The organism is Chryseobacterium turcicum, assembly GCF_021010565.1.
GTDB lineage: Bacteria > Bacteroidota > Bacteroidia > Flavobacteriales > Weeksellaceae > Chryseobacterium > Chryseobacterium turcicum.
Genome location: NZ_JAJNAY010000001.1, coordinates 2,070,931 through 2,090,123, shown reverse-complemented (window position 1 = coordinate 2,090,123; position 19,193 = coordinate 2,070,931). Strand labels below are relative to the sequence as shown.

Annotated in this window: 14 protein-coding genes; 5 read left to right on the top strand and 9 right to left on the bottom strand. The window is 33.4% G+C overall.

The features are described 5' to 3' along the window. Positions 1–7 precede the first annotated feature (7 nt). The 5 genes from LO744_RS09440 to LO744_RS09420 all read right to left on the bottom strand — a co-directional run bounded on the left by LO744_RS09440 (position 8) and on the right by LO744_RS09420 (position 8,915). Entirely contained in the window at positions 8–2,236 is a 2,229-nt protein-coding gene (locus LO744_RS09440; protein WP_230668857.1) for a TonB-dependent receptor plug domain-containing protein, read from the bottom strand. 42 nt (positions 2,237–2,278) lie between these two features. Continuing rightward, positions 2,279–3,088, bottom strand: coding sequence for a 3-deoxy-8-phosphooctulonate synthase (gene kdsA / locus LO744_RS09435; RefSeq protein WP_230668855.1), 810 nt, complete (start codon positions 3,086–3,088; stop codon positions 2,279–2,281). 163 nt (positions 3,089–3,251) lie between these two features. Next, complete coding sequence (locus LO744_RS09430) at positions 3,252–3,776, bottom strand: DUF1697 domain-containing protein (protein WP_230668853.1); 525 nt, start codon at positions 3,774–3,776, stop codon at positions 3,252–3,254. Positions 3,777–3,850: 74 nt separating this feature from the next. After that, the gene (locus LO744_RS09425; protein WP_230668851.1) at positions 3,851–5,338 is read right to left on the bottom strand and encodes a hypothetical protein; all 1,488 of its coding nucleotides are present in this window, start codon (positions 5,336–5,338) and stop codon (positions 3,851–3,853) included. 91 nt (positions 5,339–5,429) lie between these two features. Further along, a complete protein-coding gene (locus LO744_RS09420; protein WP_230668849.1) occupies positions 5,430–8,915 on the bottom strand; it encodes a protein O-mannosyl-transferase family in 3,486 nt (1,161 codons plus the stop codon). A 224-nt stretch (positions 8,916–9,139) separates the two neighbouring features. On the opposite strand from LO744_RS09420, the gene LO744_RS09415 reads away from it, so the two are divergent. From LO744_RS09415 to LO744_RS09405, 3 genes are all read left to right on the top strand, one after another. Beyond that, positions 9,140–10,177, top strand: a complete 1,038-nt coding sequence (locus LO744_RS09415; RefSeq protein WP_066676628.1) for a PLP-dependent cysteine synthase family protein — start codon at positions 9,140–9,142, stop codon at positions 10,175–10,177. A gap of 74 nt (positions 10,178–10,251) precedes the next feature. Next, on the top strand, positions 10,252–11,514 hold the full coding sequence (locus LO744_RS09410) for an aminotransferase class I/II-fold pyridoxal phosphate-dependent enzyme (RefSeq protein ID WP_230668847.1): 1,263 nt from the start codon (positions 10,252–10,254) through the stop codon (positions 11,512–11,514). Between the two features lie 155 nt (positions 11,515–11,669). Continuing rightward, positions 11,670–13,865 carry a B12-binding domain-containing radical SAM protein gene (locus tag LO744_RS09405; RefSeq protein WP_230668845.1) on the top strand — a complete coding sequence of 732 codons (2,196 nt, stop codon included), beginning with the start codon at positions 11,670–11,672 and terminating at the stop codon, positions 13,863–13,865. A 153-nt stretch (positions 13,866–14,018) separates the two neighbouring features. Here the strand turns inward: LO744_RS09405 and LO744_RS09400 are convergent, their stop codons facing one another. From LO744_RS09400 to atpD, 3 genes are all read right to left on the bottom strand, one after another. Next, a complete protein-coding gene (locus LO744_RS09400; RefSeq protein ID WP_230668843.1) occupies positions 14,019–14,846 on the bottom strand; it encodes a hypothetical protein in 828 nt (275 codons plus the stop codon). Between the two features lie 80 nt (positions 14,847–14,926). Beyond that, a complete protein-coding gene (locus tag LO744_RS09395) occupies positions 14,927–15,211 on the bottom strand; it encodes a FoF1 ATP synthase subunit delta/epsilon (RefSeq protein WP_230668841.1) in 285 nt (94 codons plus the stop codon). Between the two features lie 55 nt (positions 15,212–15,266). Further along, positions 15,267–16,775, bottom strand: a complete 1,509-nt coding sequence (gene atpD / locus LO744_RS09390; RefSeq protein WP_191178508.1) for a F0F1 ATP synthase subunit beta — start codon at positions 16,773–16,775, stop codon at positions 15,267–15,269. Between the two features lie 205 nt (positions 16,776–16,980). On the opposite strand from atpD, the gene LO744_RS09385 reads away from it, so the two are divergent. Beyond that, a complete protein-coding gene (locus LO744_RS09385) occupies positions 16,981–17,901 on the top strand; it encodes a bifunctional riboflavin kinase/FAD synthetase (RefSeq protein ID WP_230668839.1) in 921 nt (306 codons plus the stop codon). Positions 17,902–17,950: 49 nt separating this feature from the next. On the opposite strand, the gene LO744_RS09380 is transcribed toward LO744_RS09385, so the two are convergent. Then, positions 17,951–18,304, bottom strand: a complete 354-nt coding sequence (locus LO744_RS09380) for an MmcQ/YjbR family DNA-binding protein (RefSeq protein WP_230668836.1) — start codon at positions 18,302–18,304, stop codon at positions 17,951–17,953. A 115-nt stretch (positions 18,305–18,419) separates the two neighbouring features. Between LO744_RS09380 and LO744_RS09375 the strand changes: the two genes are divergently transcribed. Then, a complete protein-coding gene (locus LO744_RS09375; protein ID WP_230668834.1) occupies positions 18,420–19,076 on the top strand; it encodes an NAD(P)H-binding protein in 657 nt (218 codons plus the stop codon). Positions 19,077–19,193: the final 117 nt, after the last annotated feature.

Genomic DNA, 19,193 nt, shown 5'->3' with positions numbered 1-19,193 from the left:
ATAAAAATTATTTTATTTTAAATTCTAATTTCACATTAAAGAATCTACCCGTCAAGCGAACCGGAACAGGATACATGATACTACTATTTGCATCCGTAATCCATTGATTGGCAATTGTATTATTGATATTAAAGGCATTGAAAACCTGAACACCTAAAGTTAATTCATCAAAATTACTCAAGAAACCATAGGTCTGTTTTTTTGCTTCAGCATCAACAAATGCATAAGAAAGCCCCAAATCTACCCTTTTGTAAGAAGGTAAAGTTTTCTGATATTGGTAAGGATCTGTGAAAACCGGTGCTCCGTTTGGTAATCCCATCGCATAAGTTAAGGTAAGATTTACACGCATTTGAGGGAATTTCGGCATATAATCCTGATAAAACATTGCAAATCTAAATCTCTGATCTGTAGGTCTTGGAATATTTCCTCTTCCATCAATATTTTCAAAAACTCGTGCATAACTTGCAGAAAGCCAAGAATCTACCCCAGGAACAAATTCACCAAATAATCTGGTATCAATTCCGTACGCGTAGCCTGAAGCATTATTTTGCCCTGAATAACGAATTCTCACATTATCCATATAATACGGAATTACATTATCCATTTTTTTATAATATAATTCTGTCGTTAATTTGAATGGTCTGTCTTCAAACTCAAACTCAGTTTCATTGGCTAAAATTGCCTGAATAGATCGCTGAGATTTTATATTTGGATTAAAATTACCATTCAGATCTTTAATTTCTTTATAAAAAGGAGCCTGATAATAAACACCTCCAGAAAGTCTGAACCACATATCGGTATCCCAATCAGGTTTTATTGCAAACTGAGCTCTTGGTGAAAATATAGTTTCTTTATTAAAACTCCAGTGTGCCACTCTTGCCCCGGCATTCACCAAAATTTTACTTGCACCCCAGAAAAACTTCTGAGAATACTGTCCGTAAGCCGATAATCTTGTTGGTTCAATATGATTAGCACCCGAAATACTGTAAAATAAATCTAAATCTGAAGCATCTGGAAATCTAGGATCATCAACCGGATGCGGAATGCTGTATCCTGAAGAGTCCACCAATTTCCATTCATTCGTTAAATCTCGAAGATTTTCTTTTTCATATTTAAATCCTACTTCAATATCGGTATTCACATTGGGTGAAAAACGAGTTCTGAATTGTGTTCCATACGTTCTTACAAAAAGATCATTTCTCGCATGCTCTATTTGCCCACCAACATCGTAAGATGTGATAGGAGTTCCTGTAATAGGATCAAAAGTCTGCAGAATATAGCTTGAAGCAATAGAATAATATTCTCTTTCACGGTTTTGATAAGAGAAACTATCGAGCGTAAACCTCCATTTATCCGACGGTTTATAGTTTACAGAAAACGTTCCCATCATGTTTTTATATTGGTCATTTTCTTTACCATTATAAAAAACTGACAAGTTAATGGGTTGATTTATCGTTCCAAAATCTACGCTACGTTCTTTAGGAATCATTTCGTAATCATTTTTAGAATAATATCCTATAAATGATAGTGAAAGCTTACTGTTGACATGGTAATTCAGATAAGATTGGAAATCGTAATAGGTAGGATTAAAATCAGTATCTTCATTTAAAGTATTCAGAACCAGATTAGTATTTCTGTATCTTCCAGAAAATAAAGCGGTAAATTTTTTATTTCCGTTTTCATCTTCTTTTCCTGATGCAAAACCTGTGGTTAATCTTCCGCCAATTAAACTCGCTTCCCCTGAAAGTTCAAACTTCTTAGGCTCACGATAATAAATATTTAAAGCAGAAGACATTTTATCGCCATATCTTGGTTCAAAACCTCCTGCCGAAAAATTGACTGCCGAAACCATATCCGGATTGATGATACTTAAACCTTCCTGCTGAGAATTTCTAATCAGGAAAGGTCTGTAAATTTCAATATCATTAATATAGATAAGGTTTTCGTCATAGTTTCCACCACGCACCATGTATTGTGAAGAAAGCTCGGTATTTGAATTTACAGACGGAAGTGTTTTTAGCATTCCTTCTACACCGCCAGAGATACTTGCGACATTTTTGGCATCTTTTGCTGAAATTCTTACTGCTGTAATATCAGTGGTTTTCCCGGTAACTTTTTTCTGGAAAACAACTTCCTCAATATTGGTAACCCTTGTCGTTGTGGTATCTCTTTTTCTTGTTTGCGAAAATATCAAAACCGGAACCATAAGGCTTAGTGGTAAAACTAGTTTTTTCAAAAGGAATTTTTTAGAATTCTAAAATTAAGTATTTTTTAACAATTATAGTATAGATTCTCTAACTCTTGTGAGTTTTTGTAATAAATCTTCCAATAAATCTAATCTTAGCATGTTTGCCCCATCAGAAAGTGCGGTTTCTGGAGTAGGATGAGTTTCTATAAAGAGCCCGTCTGCACCCACCACAATTCCAGCTTTAGCAACAGTTTCTATAAGATCTGGTCTTCCTCCTGTAACTCCTGAGCTTTGATTAGGCTGCTGCAAAGAATGCGTAACATCCAGAATTACCGGAGCATATTCTCTCATGGTAGGAATTCCTCTGTAATCAACGATTAAATCGGTATATCCGAAAGAATTTCCTCTTTCAATAATTGCTACTTTTGGGTTATTAGAATCCGTAATTTTCTGAACCGCAAATTTCATGGATTCAGGAGAAAGGAATTGTCCTTTTTTCAATGTTACACATTTTCCTGTTTCAGCGGCAGCCACTAAAAGATCGGTTTGACGCACCAAAAATGCAGGAATCTGAAGAACATCAACATATTGCGCCGCCAAAGCAGCGTGTTCGTTTTCGTGAATATCTGTTGTGGTAGGAATATTGAAGGTCTCTCCTACTTTTTTAAGAATTTCCAAAGATTTTTCTTCACCAATTGTTGTGAAAGAATCTACTCTGCTTCGGTTTGCTTTTTTAAAACTTCCTTTAAAAATATAAGGAATATTGTATTTATTAGTCAGCTCAATTACTTTTTCGGCAATTCTTAATGCCATGTCTTCGCCCTCGATAATGCATGGTCCTGCAATTAAGAAGAAGTTTTTTGAATCTTTGTGCTGTATGTTATCTAAATGTTGAATCATTATTTTTATTTAAATTAAAAAGTTCAGTAAAAATACTGAGAAAGTTTTATAATTGGAAATTATTTATAAACTTAACCTGTAAACGGTTTTTAGAATTAAAAATTATTTTAAAAGAGAAAAAAATTAAATATTTGTTCGTTTCTCGGAATAATAACTGAAAGTATTAAAATTTCTTAAGAATCTTTTCAAAAGTATTAATATTTCTGCTGGTAAACTGATTTTTCAAACTTTTTTTACCTAAAACTTTTCCAAAGCTAGAATCTAAGGTATTTCCTTTTGAAACCTGCCAATAAAAGATATTATTAACAATCTTAGCTTGCTCATTTTCAGATTTTAAAGCTATTTCAAACTCATTCATTAAAACATTTTCTACATTTTCATTTCCTACAAATGCGTAAGTATGAAAATTCTCATTCTTTTCAAACGGATTTTTAGTCCAAAACAACTCTGTTTCTGCTACTGTCTTTATAAATAGAAAAGCTTCATAATTAAAATATTCTGACATTGCTTTTTCTAAAATAGTTTTAAGCTCAACGGCATCTTTATCGGAGCTGAAAATAATATTTCCTGAAGCTAAAATAGAACTCACATTTTCCATTCCGGCTTCCTTAAAAACCTGGCAAACTTCTGCCATTTTCATATTCGTTCCTTTTACGTTGACGCCACGGAGAAAAGCACAGTACTGCATAGGTTTTAGAGTTTTAGAGTTTTAGAGTTTTAGAGCTCAAAATTACTTTTTACTTTTTACTTTAATACAAATTCTTACTTTACTTTTTCGTACAAATTATAGTCAGTGCCTGAAGGTTTCAGTTTATAAATTTTTTCTAAAATCGGATACTCACTTTTCAGATGATTGTTTATTCTGAACTCATTCAGGAGACGATAATGCGTTTTATAATACGTAGAATCTTTATCTTCAAACAGACTTTTGTAAGAAAGCAGATACTTGGGTTTTCTGTTTTTTACCGTATTTATCCAATAATTGGATTTATCTTTTTTAATCTCTTCCTGAATTTGCTTATCCACCAATCCTACTTCGTCAATCGTTTTTAAGCCTGAAAAATAAGGAATATAACCAGCCGGTTCGAGTAAAATCCATTGTTTTTTATCTTTTTCATACGTGTTTAAAAATAAACCAATTGAGCGTCTGTAATTCCATTCACCGTTTCCTGTGGCAATAGAATGTATGGTTTGGAAAGCCAGCATTGGTAAGATGTAAATAAGAATTAATAAAGTCAGCCAAAGTTTTCTTTTCACTTTCTGCTCTAAAACAAAAATCAAAACCGGAACGAAAAGTAGAATCTGTGGCACCCAATAATACCAATCAAAAAGACTTTTTTGAGAAAGGAAAATAATCTGTTTAGACCATGCAAACAAAAAAATAATCCAAAGAAAATAGTTTCTTTTTTCACGCTGTCTTATTAAATAAATAAAACATACAAGTTCAAAAAGAGCAATCACAATGGTAATCGGATTAAAATCTCCGGGCAGCTTTAACATTCCCCAGAAATTGCCATAGTTTAACCTAAAATATTCTATATTCTGTTGTAAAGTAAATGCTTGATCGTACGCCAGTTTTTTCGCAACAATCGTATTGTTTACCCATTCACCAAAATAAAACCAGTTGAAAGAAACGCAGACTGCAACGCCTAAAATTCCACCTAAAATATAGCTCCATCTGATTTTTTTATTCCAGAAAACATCCACTAAAAATACAATTCCTAAGAAGATTACCGTATCAATTCTTGTGAACAGTATTAAAATAGGAAGCACAATAAAAGCCCATTTTTTTTCTTTTTTAAAACCATAATACAGCAATGCCATTTCAAGGAAAAACAAAATTCCATATTCCATTCCGAGAATAGAAATCTTTATTGATGGCGGTAAAATTCCAAATAATAAGATGAAAATTGCTTTATGCCAATTATTTTTAAATAAAAGATGCGACAGAAATAAACTTCCAATCGTAAAAAGTGTAGTATTGAAAACAAGCAAAGGCTCTATAAAATTTTCTTTTCCGAAAATAATATTGAAAATATACGATACAAAAACATATAAATGCGTTGTAGAAGCCGATATTTTCGTAGCTCCGTTGAAACCGATTACTCCGTAATCCATCAGATTTTGGGCAACCCGCCAAGTGATAAATGCATCCTCCTGAATGTGGTGCGTGAGTAAAAAATAAAGTTTTGCAATGATTGCAAAAAATACAGCGTAGATTGGGAGATTCTTATTTTGAGATTCAGCCATTGCGTTTTTTTAGTTACACAAAGGTAATTCTAAATTTCAGGAATATCAACATAAAAAAAACGGAACCGAAGTTCCGTTTTAAGTATTGATTTTATTGTGTTGCTTTAATAATCGCTGTGGTAATCTGATCTTCTTTTTCTTTAGCGTAAGTAGAATCAAATGGTTCCATTATATCAAATAAATATTGATAAAACGGGGTGATTTTCTGTACTTTTTCAGATTCTTTCATTGCTTTCTCTTTACCCATTTGCTGAAGATCTTTAATAAATACATTAAATTTCTTATCAACAGGCTCAATAGATTTCACAAGATAATTATACGCTTTCTCAGTCTGCCCTGTTTTTTTGTAAGCATCAGTTACTGAAGTTACTACTAACGAATATTCCATTGGTTTTGATCTCATTGGTCTTCCTGCAAATCTTTGCTCAGCCGGACTTAAAGATAAATAATAATCATACTCTTCAAAAATTCCTTTTTTAAGAATTTCAGCCAGTTTCAATCCTTTTTCTTCTTGTCCTGCAACGATGTATCCGTAAACCATTGAACTTAAAGAACGAGGATCATTATATTTTTCTGCAGGAATTTCTTTTGATGCAAGGTCTAATATTTCTAAAGCTTTTGCTTTTTGTCCTGATAGAGCTAAAGCTGCTGCTGCTCTGCTTGCTGAACTTCTGTAGCTCATAATGTTTGAAGTTGCCGTTTCATCAAAATGAACTTTCAAGTCTTTGAAATTACCCCATCTGTAGTTTTTGACAATATTATATAATGAGTTTGCATCTACTCTTCCCATTTCTCCATCACTGCTTCTTGGCGTGTGAATAGGAACCAATCTGTAGCTGAAACCATCAAACTGCAGATATTCGTCTAAGAAGAAAATATTTTCGCTTTCATAAACCCCTCCTGAAGAGAAGTTGATAGGTCTTTTCCAATCGAAGTTTGCCAAAATATCAAACATCATCAGGTTATTTTTGTATAAAGTTCCTGATTTGTAATCAACAACAATCTGATCTACTGTATTAGGAAGGTCTGAAGCATTAATGATTCCTGCTTTCACTGCATTTGCTTTGTTTACAGGAATTACAAATTTATTTACCGGAAGGAAATTGTACTTTTCGTAACGCTCTTCACCAAAAATCATTTTTAAAACTTCATCTTTTTCAGGAGATTTCATTTTAATAAAGCTCATTGCCTCTTTTAAAGTCATAGAATCCTGAACCAAATATTTCTGGAATGGTGCTATTGCACTTTCTGGAGCTCCTGCTTCTTGTAGATTAGCGATGATATTTTTCCAATCACTTTTCTTCATCAGATAAATCTGATCATTCACACCATCTCTATAGTCTTCGTGAGTAAGCTCACTAGGAATAGGATTTGAATTATATGTTTTTCTTTTTACCTGATCGATATTCCAAGGCGTTGAAAGCAATGTAAAGTTAACCACTTTCACATCGTCACGGAATCTCTCCGTTTCCTGCATTGCCCAAACCGGATAGGTATCGTTATCACCGTAAACAAATAAGATATCTTCTTTTGGTAATGATTTTAATACTGAATAAGAATAATCGTATGCTGTATATCTATTGCTTCTGTCGTGAACATTATAATTTTGGAAACCCATCATAAATGGAACTCCCAACAAAATCACTCCAAAACCAATATTGGCTGCATTAGATTTTACTTTAGACTGCAAGTACCAAAGAATTCCTCCGGCTCCCAAACCAATCCATATGGCGAATGCATAGAACGAACCTACCATTGCATAATCTCTTTCTCTCGGCTCAAAAGGTTTTACTCCGGTGTAGAAAATAATTCCGACACTTGTTAAAATAAATAAAGATAATATCGCGTAAAATCTTCCGAAGTCTCTGCTAAACTGGAAATAACATCCTAAAATACCTAATAATAATGGTAAAAAGAAAAATGCTACTGTACTTTCATTTTTGAATTTTGCAGGCATCGCATCCTGATTTCCCCAAAGTGCATTATCGATTGGTGCAATCCCCGAGATCCAGTTTCCTTTTGTATTTTCGCTGTTTCCTTCAAGGTCATTCTGTCTTCCAACATAGTTCCACATCAAATATCTTAAGAAATAATATCCGTTTTGAAATGAAATAAAATAATCCATATTCTGAGCTAAAGATGGCTTCTGAACAGTGATTAAGTTATAAGGTCTTACTTTTAGATAATCTGCAGCGGTAATCGATCCATCTTCATATTTCGCTCTCAGCTCATCAAAAATTTGTTTTGCTTCCGGGCTATCTGCCACATCCTCATTCGCATAGTTAAATTGAAAATCTGGTGCGCCATACATAGAAATGTAATTTGACATTACATCTTTATCATCGTTAAACATTCTTGGCATTAAGCTCACATGAGACTTATCAAAAATATAATTAAAACGCTCACTTGTTTTTCTGTAAGTTCCTGTTTTTTCGTCTTTTTCGTAAACTTCTCCGGTTTTTTTAGTTTTAAAACTACCGTCTTCGTTTTTCTGAATTCCGTTTGCATCCAAAAACGCAGTATAGTTTTGACCGTAAATTGTTGGCCAATCTCCGTATTGCTCTCTGTTATAATAATCAAGCATACCAATTGCAGTATCTGGATCGTTAAGGTTCATTGGCGGATTAGCGTTTGCTCTGATCGGAATTACCATCCAACAAGAGAAACCAATCATCATATAAACCACAGATAAAGCTACCGTCTGAAAAATATTTTTCTTCGATTGTCTTGCATATTTTATAAGGAAATAGCAAAGCGCTACCATAATGATAAAGCCAGCAATCGTTCCAGAATGGAAAGGTAATCCTAAACCATTCACAAAGAAGATTTCAAGTTTTCCAAATAAAGACATGATTACCGGGAAGATAATTTTAAATACAAGAATTAAAATCCCTAGAGTAATAAGGTTTGCAATAATAAAATTTTTCCACGTAAATGTGTAGTTTCTTGCGTAGTAAACTAAACATACAGCAGGAATAGCAAGCATTCCCATCATGTGAACTCCTACCGAAAGACCTAAGATAAAAAAGATTAGAATAATCCATCTTTCGTTGTCTTTCTCAAGGTATTCGTTTTCCCATTTTGTAATCAACCAAACTAAAAGCGCAATAAACATCGAGGTCATCGAGTATACTTCACCTTCCACTGCTGAAAACCAAAACGTATCAGAAAATGTAAAACACAAAGCTCCAACAAGTCCAGCAAAAAGAATAGAAATCTCCTGATGTTTTGTGATTTCTTCAAAATCTTTGTTGAGAAGTCTTCTTACAAAATGAGTAATCGTCCAGAACAAAAACAAAATTGTAAATGCGCTGAATAATGCCGACATTCCGTTAATAACGAGAGAGTAATTTTCACCCTTACCAAAAGCAAAAATGGCAGCTACTGCTCCCACAATCTGAAATAAAGCTGCTCCGGGAGCATGCGTTACTTCTAATTTTACTGCTGAAGAAATGTACTCACCACAATCCCAAAAACTAAAATTGGGTTCCATAGTTGATAAGTACGTGAAAAATGCAATAACGAAAGTCACCCATCCGAGAAGGGTATTCCATTGCCTAAAAGTCCAGTTTTTCATAGTATAAAATCAATTATGCGAAAATAAGGTTTTTAGATTAGTTTAAATTAATTTTAACAAAATTTAAAAATTATGGCGTGGTTTTTGTGTGGTTCGGTGGGCTGCAAGCAAAAATAAATCACCTATTTATACAAATAGCAAACTTATAGTTGAGTAAAAGTTTTAAGGATTATTTATTTTTTTGTATTTTTGCGGTCAGATTTTTATTTGAAAAATAACAAATAATGAGTAATGTTTACGATAATATTCTTGGCTTAATTGGGAACACTCCTTTAGTGAAACTTAATACGGTGACTAAAGAAATTCCTGCCAAAATTTATGCTAAGTTAGAATCATATAATCCTGGACATTCCACAAAAGATAGAATCGCACTTCATATTATTGAAAACGCTGAGAAAAAAGGTTTATTAAAGGAAGATTCAGTAGTGGTAGAAACTACTTCCGGCAATACAGGTTTTTCACTTGCAATGGTTTGCATCATTAAAGGATACAAATGTATTCTTGCGGTAAGTGACAAAACAAAAGCTGAAAAAATAGCTTATCTAAAAGCTCTTGGTGCTACAGTATATATATGTCCTGCGAATGTACCTGCGAATGACCCAAGATCGTATTATGAGGTAGCAAAAAGAATTGCTGCCGAAACCCCAAATTCTGTTTATATCAATCAGTATTTTAATGAGCTTAATATTGATGCTCATTATCAAACCACAGGTCCTGAAATTTGGGAGCAGACTGAAGGCAAAATTACTCACCTCTTTGCATGTACTGGAACGGGTGGAACGCTATCGGGCTCTGCAAAATTCTTAAAAGAAAAAAATCCAGATATTAAAATTATCGGTGTTGATGCTGATGGATCTATTTTAAAGAGTTTCCATGAAACCGGTAAAATTCACAAAGAAGATGTACATCCTTACCAGATTGAAGGAATGGGGAAAAACTTAATCCCTTCTGCCCTTTTATTTGATAAAGTAGATGAGTTTGTGAGAGTAAATGACGAAATGTCGGCTTACAGAACCAGAGAACTTGCTTTGAAAGAAGCCATTATGGGTGGTTATACAACAGGAGCGGTTACTCAGGGATTAATGCAATATGCGCAGTCTCATGAGTTGACCGAAAATGATTTTGTGGTAATGATTTACCCCGATCATGGTTCACGCTATATTACAAAAGTGTACAGCGACAAATGGATGGAGGAACAAGGTTTCATCAACAACTGTTTCCACAACTATGATGAAGTTTTCAAAACAGAATTCATCAAATAACAAGAATAAATTAATACAAATTAAGCCTTTTAGTAAATTACAAAGGGCTTTTTTACATAAAAAATACTCATACAATGTTAGATATTTTTGAAAGAATAAAACAAAATCCAGGGCCACTAGGTCAGTTTGCAGACTACGCAGAAGGATATTTTGTATTCCCAAAATTGGAAGGTCCAATTGGTCCGAGAATGAAATTTCAAGGTAAAGATGTAATCTTTTGGAGCGCCAACGATTATTTAGGATTGTGTAATCATCCTGAAGTTTTGGAGGCAGATGCAAAAGCGGCTGCAGAATTCGGAATGTTTTATCCGATGGGTGCAAGAGCAATGTCTGGGGAAACTCAACAACATCAGCAATTGGAAAAAGAATTGGCAGAATTTACTCAAAAAGATGCTGCTTATCTTTTAAACTTCGGTTATCAAGGGATGGTTTCGTGTATTGATGCGTTGGTAACAAGACATGATGTTATTGTTTATGATGCAGATTCTCACGCTTGTATCGTAGATGGTGTGCGTCTTCATATGGGAAAAAGTTTTACTTTCAAACATAATGACATTGAAAGTTTAGAGAAAAACTTGGCTCGTGCAACCAAAGTGGCTGAAGAAAACGGTGGTGGAATCTTAGTGATTACGGAAGGTGTTTTCGGAATGAGAGGAATGCAGGGGAAACTAAAAGAAATTTGTGATTTAAAATCTAAATTTAATTTCAGACTTTTAGTTGATGATGCACATGGTTTCGGAACTCTAGGTAAAACAGGAGCCGGAGCTGGTGAAGAGCAAGGATGTCAAGATCAAATTGATGTTTACTTCTCTACTTTTGCTAAATCAATGGCTGGTTTCGGAGCTTTTCTTTCGGGAGATGAAACGATTATCAGATATTTGAAATATAATCTTCGTTCTCAGATTTTTGCTAAATCTTTAACAATGCCAATGGTAATTGGAGGTTTGAAAAGATTAGAATTATTAAGAACACGCCCAGAAATTAAAGATAAATTGTGGGAAAACGTTTATAAATTACAAAACGGATTAAAAGAAAGAGGCTTCAACCTTGGTAACACAAACACTTGTGTAACACCAGTATTCATTCAAGGAACAACTATCGAAGCAACACTTTTAGCGAAAGATCTAAGAGAAAATTACGGAGTATTTACCTCAGTGGTTGTATATCCTGTAATTCCAAAAGGAATGATTTTATTGAGATTAATTCCTACAGCTTCACATACTGATGCTGAAATTAATGAAACTTTAGCTGCTTTTGAAGGTATCAAAGAAAAATTTGATACTGGAGTATATGCAGAAATGGAAAAACAAATGAATATCGAATACAAGCAAATGTAATTTTGATTTCATTAAAATATAAGAACCGTTAGAAATTTCTAGCGGTTTTTTTTGCCACGAATGCGCGAATTTATTTAGTAGTATCTGAAAATATATTCGTGCATTCGTGGCAAAACTAAAAGATTTACAATAAATTTGCAAAAAAAAAATTCCTTTTGAAAGACCTTCTTCTTATCACTCCACCTTTTACGCAACTTAATACTCCTTATCCGGCGACAGCTTATATTAAAGGTTTTCTAAACACTAAAAATATTTCAAGCTATCAAATCGATTTAGGGATTGAAGTAATTTTGGCATTATTTTCAAAAGACGGAATTCAAAAAGTTTTTGATATAGAAATTAATTTACAGAATATTTCAGAAAACTCGCAGCGTATTTTTGCTTTAAGAGATGAATATTTAAAAACAATTGATCATGTCATTTTATTTCTTCAGAATAAAAATCCTACTTTGGCAAGACAGATTTGTTCGATGAATTTTCTGCCCGAAGCCTCCCGATTTAATCAGTTGGATGACGTTGAATTTGCTTTCGGAAATATGGGTCTTCAGGATAAAGCCAAGCATTTGGCCACTTTATATTTAGAAGATTTGTCTGATTATATTCTTGAAAACGTAGATTCTGATTTTGGATTTAGCAGATATGCCGAAAGATTAGGGAAAAGTGCCAATTCTTTCGACGAATTATATTTAAAATTAAATTCTGATCAGACATTTATTGATGATTTTACTTTAAAAATTCTTCACGAGAAATTAGAATTGGTCCAACCGAAATTGGTGTGTTTTTCGATTCCTTTTCCTGGAAATTTATATTCAGCTTTTCGATCTGCAAAATTTATAAAAGAAAATTATCCGCACATCAAAACTGCCATGGGTGGTGGTTTTCCTAATACTGAATTAAGAGAAATTAAAGATCAAAGAGTTTTTGAGTTTTTTGATTTTATCACTTTAGATGATGGTGAAGTTCCTCTCGAGTTGGTGTATGAAAGCGTTTTCCATGTTGAGCAAAACGAAGAACCTCAGTATAAAAGAACATTTTTAATTGAAAATGAAGAAGTTACTTACAAAAATAACACGACAAAACACGATTATAAACAATCGGAAATAGGAACTCCAGATTATAGTGATTTACAGCTAGATAAATATGTTTCTGTTATAGAAATTGCCAATCCGATGCACAGTTTATGGAGCGACGGAAGATGGAATAAGTTGACAATGGCGCACGGTTGCTATTGGGGGAAATGTACATTTTGTGATATTTCTTTAGACTATATTAAAATTTATGAACCCATTTCTGCCAAAATTTTGGTCGACAGAATGGAAGAATTAATTAAAACAACCGGCGAAACCGGATTTCATTTTGTAGATGAAGCTGCACCTCCTGCTCTAATGAGAGAAGTGGCTTTAGAAATTTTACGAAGAAATTTGGTTGTAACCTGGTGGACTAATATTCGATTTGAAAAAAGCTTTACTCAGGATTTATGTTTCTTACTAAAAATTTCTGGTTGTATAGCCGTATCTGGCGGATTGGAAGTGGCGAGTGACCGATTACTGAAGTTAATTGACAAAGGAGTTTCTGTAGATCAGGTTGCAAAAGTTACCAAAAATTTTACCGAAGCCGGAATTATGGTTCATGCTTATTTGATGTATGGCTACCCTACCCAAACGGTTCAAGAGACGGTAGATTCTTTAGAAATGGTTCGTCAGCTTTTCGAAATGGGAATTTTACAAAGTGGTTTTTGGCATCAGTTTGCCATGACCGCACATTCTCCGGTGGGTCAAAATCCTGAAGAATTTGGAGTTACTCCGATTAAACTGGAAATTAAATTTGCTAATAATGACATCGATTTTAAAGATAAAACCGGAATCGATCACAGTAAATTTAGTTTTGGATTAAAAAAATCGCTCTTCAATTTTATGCACGGAATTAATTTTGAACTTCCTCTGCAGGACTGGTTTGATTTTAAAATTCCAAAAACTACGATTCATCCTGATTACATTCACGATTGTCTTTTAGATGAAAATCAATTTAGCTTTAAAGGAAACTCTAAAATTGTATTTTTGGAGAAAAACGTAATCGCTGAGAATTACATAAAAACAAAAAAACAAAACTCTTGGCCGTACACAAGAATTACATTTCATCTAAAAACGAATATTGTAAGTGTAGATTTAGAGCAGGAAAAAGCAGATTGGTTGATAAAAATTATTGCAGAAAATACTTTTGAAAATCCGAAACGTATTACACTTCAACAAGTTAAGACTCAGTTTGAAGAAAATTTTGATGATTTTGAATTATTCTGGTTTTCAAAACCAATGCAACAACTCAAAGAAAACGGTATTATTTTAAGTTTGTAAATAATTGATACTATTGAAGTTACAGAAAACAACAAATAAAAAAAATCCTGAAAATTATTTTCAGGATTTTTAAGTTTTGACCAAAATACTCAATTTTATTTTTATAATCGGATTAAAACCCGATTTTACCGAGTAATAATTTTAGAAAATTTATTATTTATCTTTTTCCACACCATCTTTTACTACTTCACCCACAATTATTTTATCCTGTACTTTTATAAAACTGGGATCAAGAATTGCCATTCTCTCTGCAAGCGCTTTATAGGTAGGAAATTTCAAAATAGAAGCTCTACCCGACATTTCTCTATACAAAGTAAAGATTTTGCCGCCTGCTGTGGTAATTCTTTTTGTGGTGGTACTGTATCTGCCTATTAATTTACTTTTAGCATCATAAATTTCAATATCCATAAATGTTTTATCTGAAACAGTATCTTCAGAACCAAAACTTACAGGTAAATTGGTGAAATATCCTACAGGAACACCGTTGCTTAGGATCTCACCAACATTATTAACGCTGATATTCAATCTATCAATTTTAGACCGTATCGTATACGCTTCTTTGGTTTTTGTATCTAGCTTACGTTTGGGCATTTCTTTGAAGAGATTATCCAGGTTTTTTACATTAATTCCTCGATCATCAATAATTTTCAAAGCTTTAATAGAAGTATAAACTGCAGATTTTTCATCTCCTGAAAATGCCGACGGTGAAATATAGTCCATATCTAACGTTTTATCGCGATTATAGATCCTATTAAGCTTTATATAGCTATCTCGTACAGAATCTACAACACTTTTATCTATAAACTCCATGGTAAAAATAGGAGTCTCTTTTAAGTCCATAAAAGTATATTCTCCAGATTTACTAGAGATTTTTGCAACATGAATTCCGTCTAAACTAACAATGCCTCTTTTCGTTTTAATAATTTGAGCATTTAGAATGAAGCCCAAAACTGTAAAGAACATGATTAAACTTTGTTTCATAAAATCAGATTTTTACAAAGCATAAAAAAAGTGTAACCAAAGTTACACTTTTTTGAAAATATATTTAGCTTCGATTTTAATTATTCGCAAAGGATAATTCCTTTTTCATTATTAAATTCTACAACACCGCTTTTGATAGGGTAAGAAAAAAACTCACTTTGATTTTCATTTTCTTTGGTAAAATTATTCGCATAAGCTTCGCCTACAGATTTTGTAAAAAGCTTTACTTTACCGCCAGATAATGAAGAAACAATTCCTGCGTGGTTTTTCATAAGGTGAAATTCACCATTTTTTCCGGGCAGCAATATTGAGTCTACTTCTCCTTCAAAAACTACGTATTCTGGTGTTAAAATTTTTATATTCATTGTAATTGCTTTTGGCTTTTGGCTAATAGCTATTGGCTATCAGCAATTAGCATTATTATGCGTTATCAGCTAACATTTTTTGTCCAGCTTCGATCGCTTCTTCGATAGTTCCTTTCAAGTTGAAAGCAGCTTCTGGTAAGTGATCTAGCTCACCATCCATAATCATCGTAAATCCTTTGATGGTGTCTTTGATGTCTACTAATGATCCTTTAAGACCTGTAAACTGCTCAGCTACGTGGAAAGGTTGAGATAAGAATCTCTGAACTTTTCTAGCACGGTAAACTACAGATTTATCTTCTTCAGAAAGTTCTTCCATACCAAGAATTGCGATAATATCTTGCAATGCTTTGTATCTCTGAAGAATTTCTTTTACTCTTTGAGCACAGTTATAATGTTCTTCACCGATAATTTCCGGAGCCAAGATTCTTGACGTAGAAGCCAATGGATCTACTGCTGGATAAATACCTAATGAAGCAATTTTTCTATCTAATACGGTTGTTGCATCTAAGTGAGCAAATGTTGTAGCAGGAGCCGGGTCAGTTAAGTCATCCGCAGGTACATAAACCGCTTGTACTGAAGTAATTGAACCGTTTTTAGTTGAAGTAATTCTTTCCTGCATCGCACCCATTTCAGATGCCAATGTTGGTTGGTAACCTACCGCAGAAGGCATACGACCCAAAAGTGCAGAAACTTCAGAACCAGCTTGTGTAAAACGGAAGATATTATCTACGAAGAACAATACGTCTCTACCTTGACCTGTTTCACCACCATCTCTGTAGTATTCAGCTAAAGTAAGACCCGAAAGTGCTACTCTTGCTCTTGCTCCAGGTGGCTCGTTCATTTGTCCGAAAACGAATGCTGCTTTAGAATCTTTCATAGCTTCTAAATCTACTTTAGAAAGATCCCAACCTCCGTTTTCCATAGAGTGCATAAAATCATCACCATACTTGATAATTCCTGATTCTAACATCTCTCTCAAAAGGTCATTTCCTTCTCTCGTTCTTTCACCTACACCGGCAAAAACAGAAAGACCACCATGTCCTTTTGCAATATTGTTAATCAACTCCTGGATCAATACTGTTTTACCTACACCTGCACCACCGAACAAACCAATTTTACCTCCTTTTGAGTAAGGCTCTACTAAGTCGATTACTTTAATACCTGTGAATAAAACTTCTGCAGAAGTTGAAAGTTGATCAAATTTTGGAGCTGGTCTGTGAATAGGAAGACCACCTTCCTTAGAAATATTTTGAAGTCCGTCGATAGCATCCCCAACAACGTTGAATAGTCTTCCGTTTACTGCATCACCGATTGGCATAATAATAGGATTTCCGTATCCGATTACTTCCTGACCTCTTTTAAGACCGTCAGTTGCATCCATTGCGATACATCTTACTGTATCTTGACCGATATGCTGCTCTACTTCTAATACTACTTTTTCACCGTTTTCTTTTGTAATCTCCAAAGCATCATAAATACTTGGTATAGCTTCTACATTATTAAAAACTACGTCGATTACAGGACCAATAATTTGAGAAATTTTTCCTTTAATTTGGTTTGCCATTGCTAAATTTTTTCTTGGTGCAAATATAACAAATCTTACTAAACCTGCAATTGGTAAAAAACAGATTTTTATCATACTTTTTTACCAATTTACCAATATCGCAATTTATCCTTTTACCAATCATTTCGCTATCAAAACATTGGTATATTATTACATTGTTAGATTGTTACATTATCCCTATATTTGCAGTCAAATTTTTTTCATCTTGAAAGTTTTCAGAAATTTTAGTGATTATCCCTCTCACAGGCCTCTAGCGCTATCATTGGGAATGTTTGACGGAGTACATCTTGGTCATAAATGTATCATCGACGAACTGAAAAAAGTGGGCTCTGCTCATCATCTGGAAACTGCAATCCTTACTTTTTGGCCACATCCAAGGTTTGTTTTTAATCCAAACGAAGACCTTAAGCTTCTTAATACATTGGATGAAAAAACTTTGCTGATGGAAAAATATGGCATTAATAATTTATTTTTAAAAGAATTTGATGATGAATTCAGAAACCTTACCGGTGAAGAGTTTGTGCGTCAGATTTTAATTGAGAAATTGAATGTTAAATATTTAATCATCGGTTACGATCATTCTTTCGGTAAAAATAAAAGTGGAAATTTTGAATTGCTTCAAAAACTTTCTAAAGAATTAGATTTTGAAGTTGAGCAAATGGAAGCGATTAATATCCACGAAAATAACATCAGCTCAACGAAAATCAGAAATGCTTTATTGGCAGGTACTATTTTAGAGGCCAATGAAATGTTGGGTTACTCCTACTCTGTTTCCGGAACGGTTGTTCATGGGAAAAAATTGGGCAGAACGATTGGTTATCCTACCGCCAATATTGAAACTGAAAACCTTAAATTACTTCCTAAAAAAGGAGCTTATATTGTTGAAGTCTTTGTGAAAAACCAACAATACAAAGGAATGTTGAGTGTTGGAACCAACCCAACCGTCAATGGAGAAAAATTAACCGTTGAAGTTTATATTCTTGATTTTGAAGGAGATATTTACGATGAAAGAATTACCGTAAAATTCAGAGATTATCTACACGAAGAAATTAAATTTGAAGGTCTTGATAAACTGATTGAAAGGTTGGACGAGGATAAAAGATTGACCGAGGAGTTTATTTTTTAGGAAAATTAACTTTATAAAAGATGATTGATCTTTTTTTTAAAAAACATTTTTAAGAGTTTTCAATCTCCTCTTTCGCTTTTTTCGTCAATGATTTGAAAACCAAATCGTACGACTGGTCAATCATTTTTAAAATTAAATCTCTTCTTAAACCATCTAGAGAAACAGAATTCCAGTGGGTTTTATTCATATGAAATGCTCCGGTAATCTGTGGATGTTGCTCGCGAAGTTCTTCGCTCCATTCGGGATCCGTTTTTACATTAATACTTAAAGGCTGTCTTTCTAAAGACATTAGCAGAAAAATTTTTATTCCTACTTTTAAAACTAAAGTTTCGTTATCAAACGGGAAACTTTCTGTAACTCCCTTTTTTGCAAGACAATAATCTAAAATTTGGTTGGCATCCATTTCGTATGAGTAATAGGTAAGAAATAATTGATATATTTAATCTTTTATCTTAAATAATTATCTCAAATTTAGTAAATTTAAGAAAGAAAAATACCATCATACAAACTACATTATTATGAAAGCTTTAGTAATCGGTGCTACAGGTGCTACAGGAAAAGATTTGGTGAACCAATTATTAGAGGATAATGATTTTGAAGAGGTTAATATTTTTGTAAGAAAACCTTTATCTATTCAAAATGAAAAGTTGAAAACTCATGTTGTAGATTTTGAAAAATTTGAAGACTGGAAAAATCTTGTGAAAGGTGATGTTGTATTTTCTTGCCTTGGAACGACGCTTAAAGCTGCCGGAAGTAAAGATTTGCAAAGAAAAGTTGATTTTGATTATCAATATAAGTTTGCAAAAGCGGCAAAAGAAAATAATGTAGATGATTATATTCTGGTTTCAGCTTACGGAGCTAATCCTAAATCGAAAATATTTTACTCTAAAATGAAAGGCGAGCTTGAAGAAGCTGTAAAAAAGCTTCATTTTAATAAAATTACCATTTTCAAACCGGGAATGCTCGAAAGAAAAGATTCTGAAAGAACAGGGGAAGTTTTAGGCAGCAGGATTATTAAGTTTGCCAATAAATTGGGGCTTTTTGAAAGTCAGAAACCTTTGCCTACGGATGTTTTAGCTAAAGCAATGATTAATTCTTCAAAAATAAAAAGTAATGGTTACTCAAGTATTAAGCTTGGGAATATTTTCTGTTTTGCTGAGAAAAGCAACACTTAAAACCCATTAAAAACTTCAATGAGAATAAACACATTCTCTCGCAGATGTTGTAAATAAAGCTGATTTTTTCATGATTTTGTTAAACTGCTACAAATACAAGAAATACATTTATCAAAA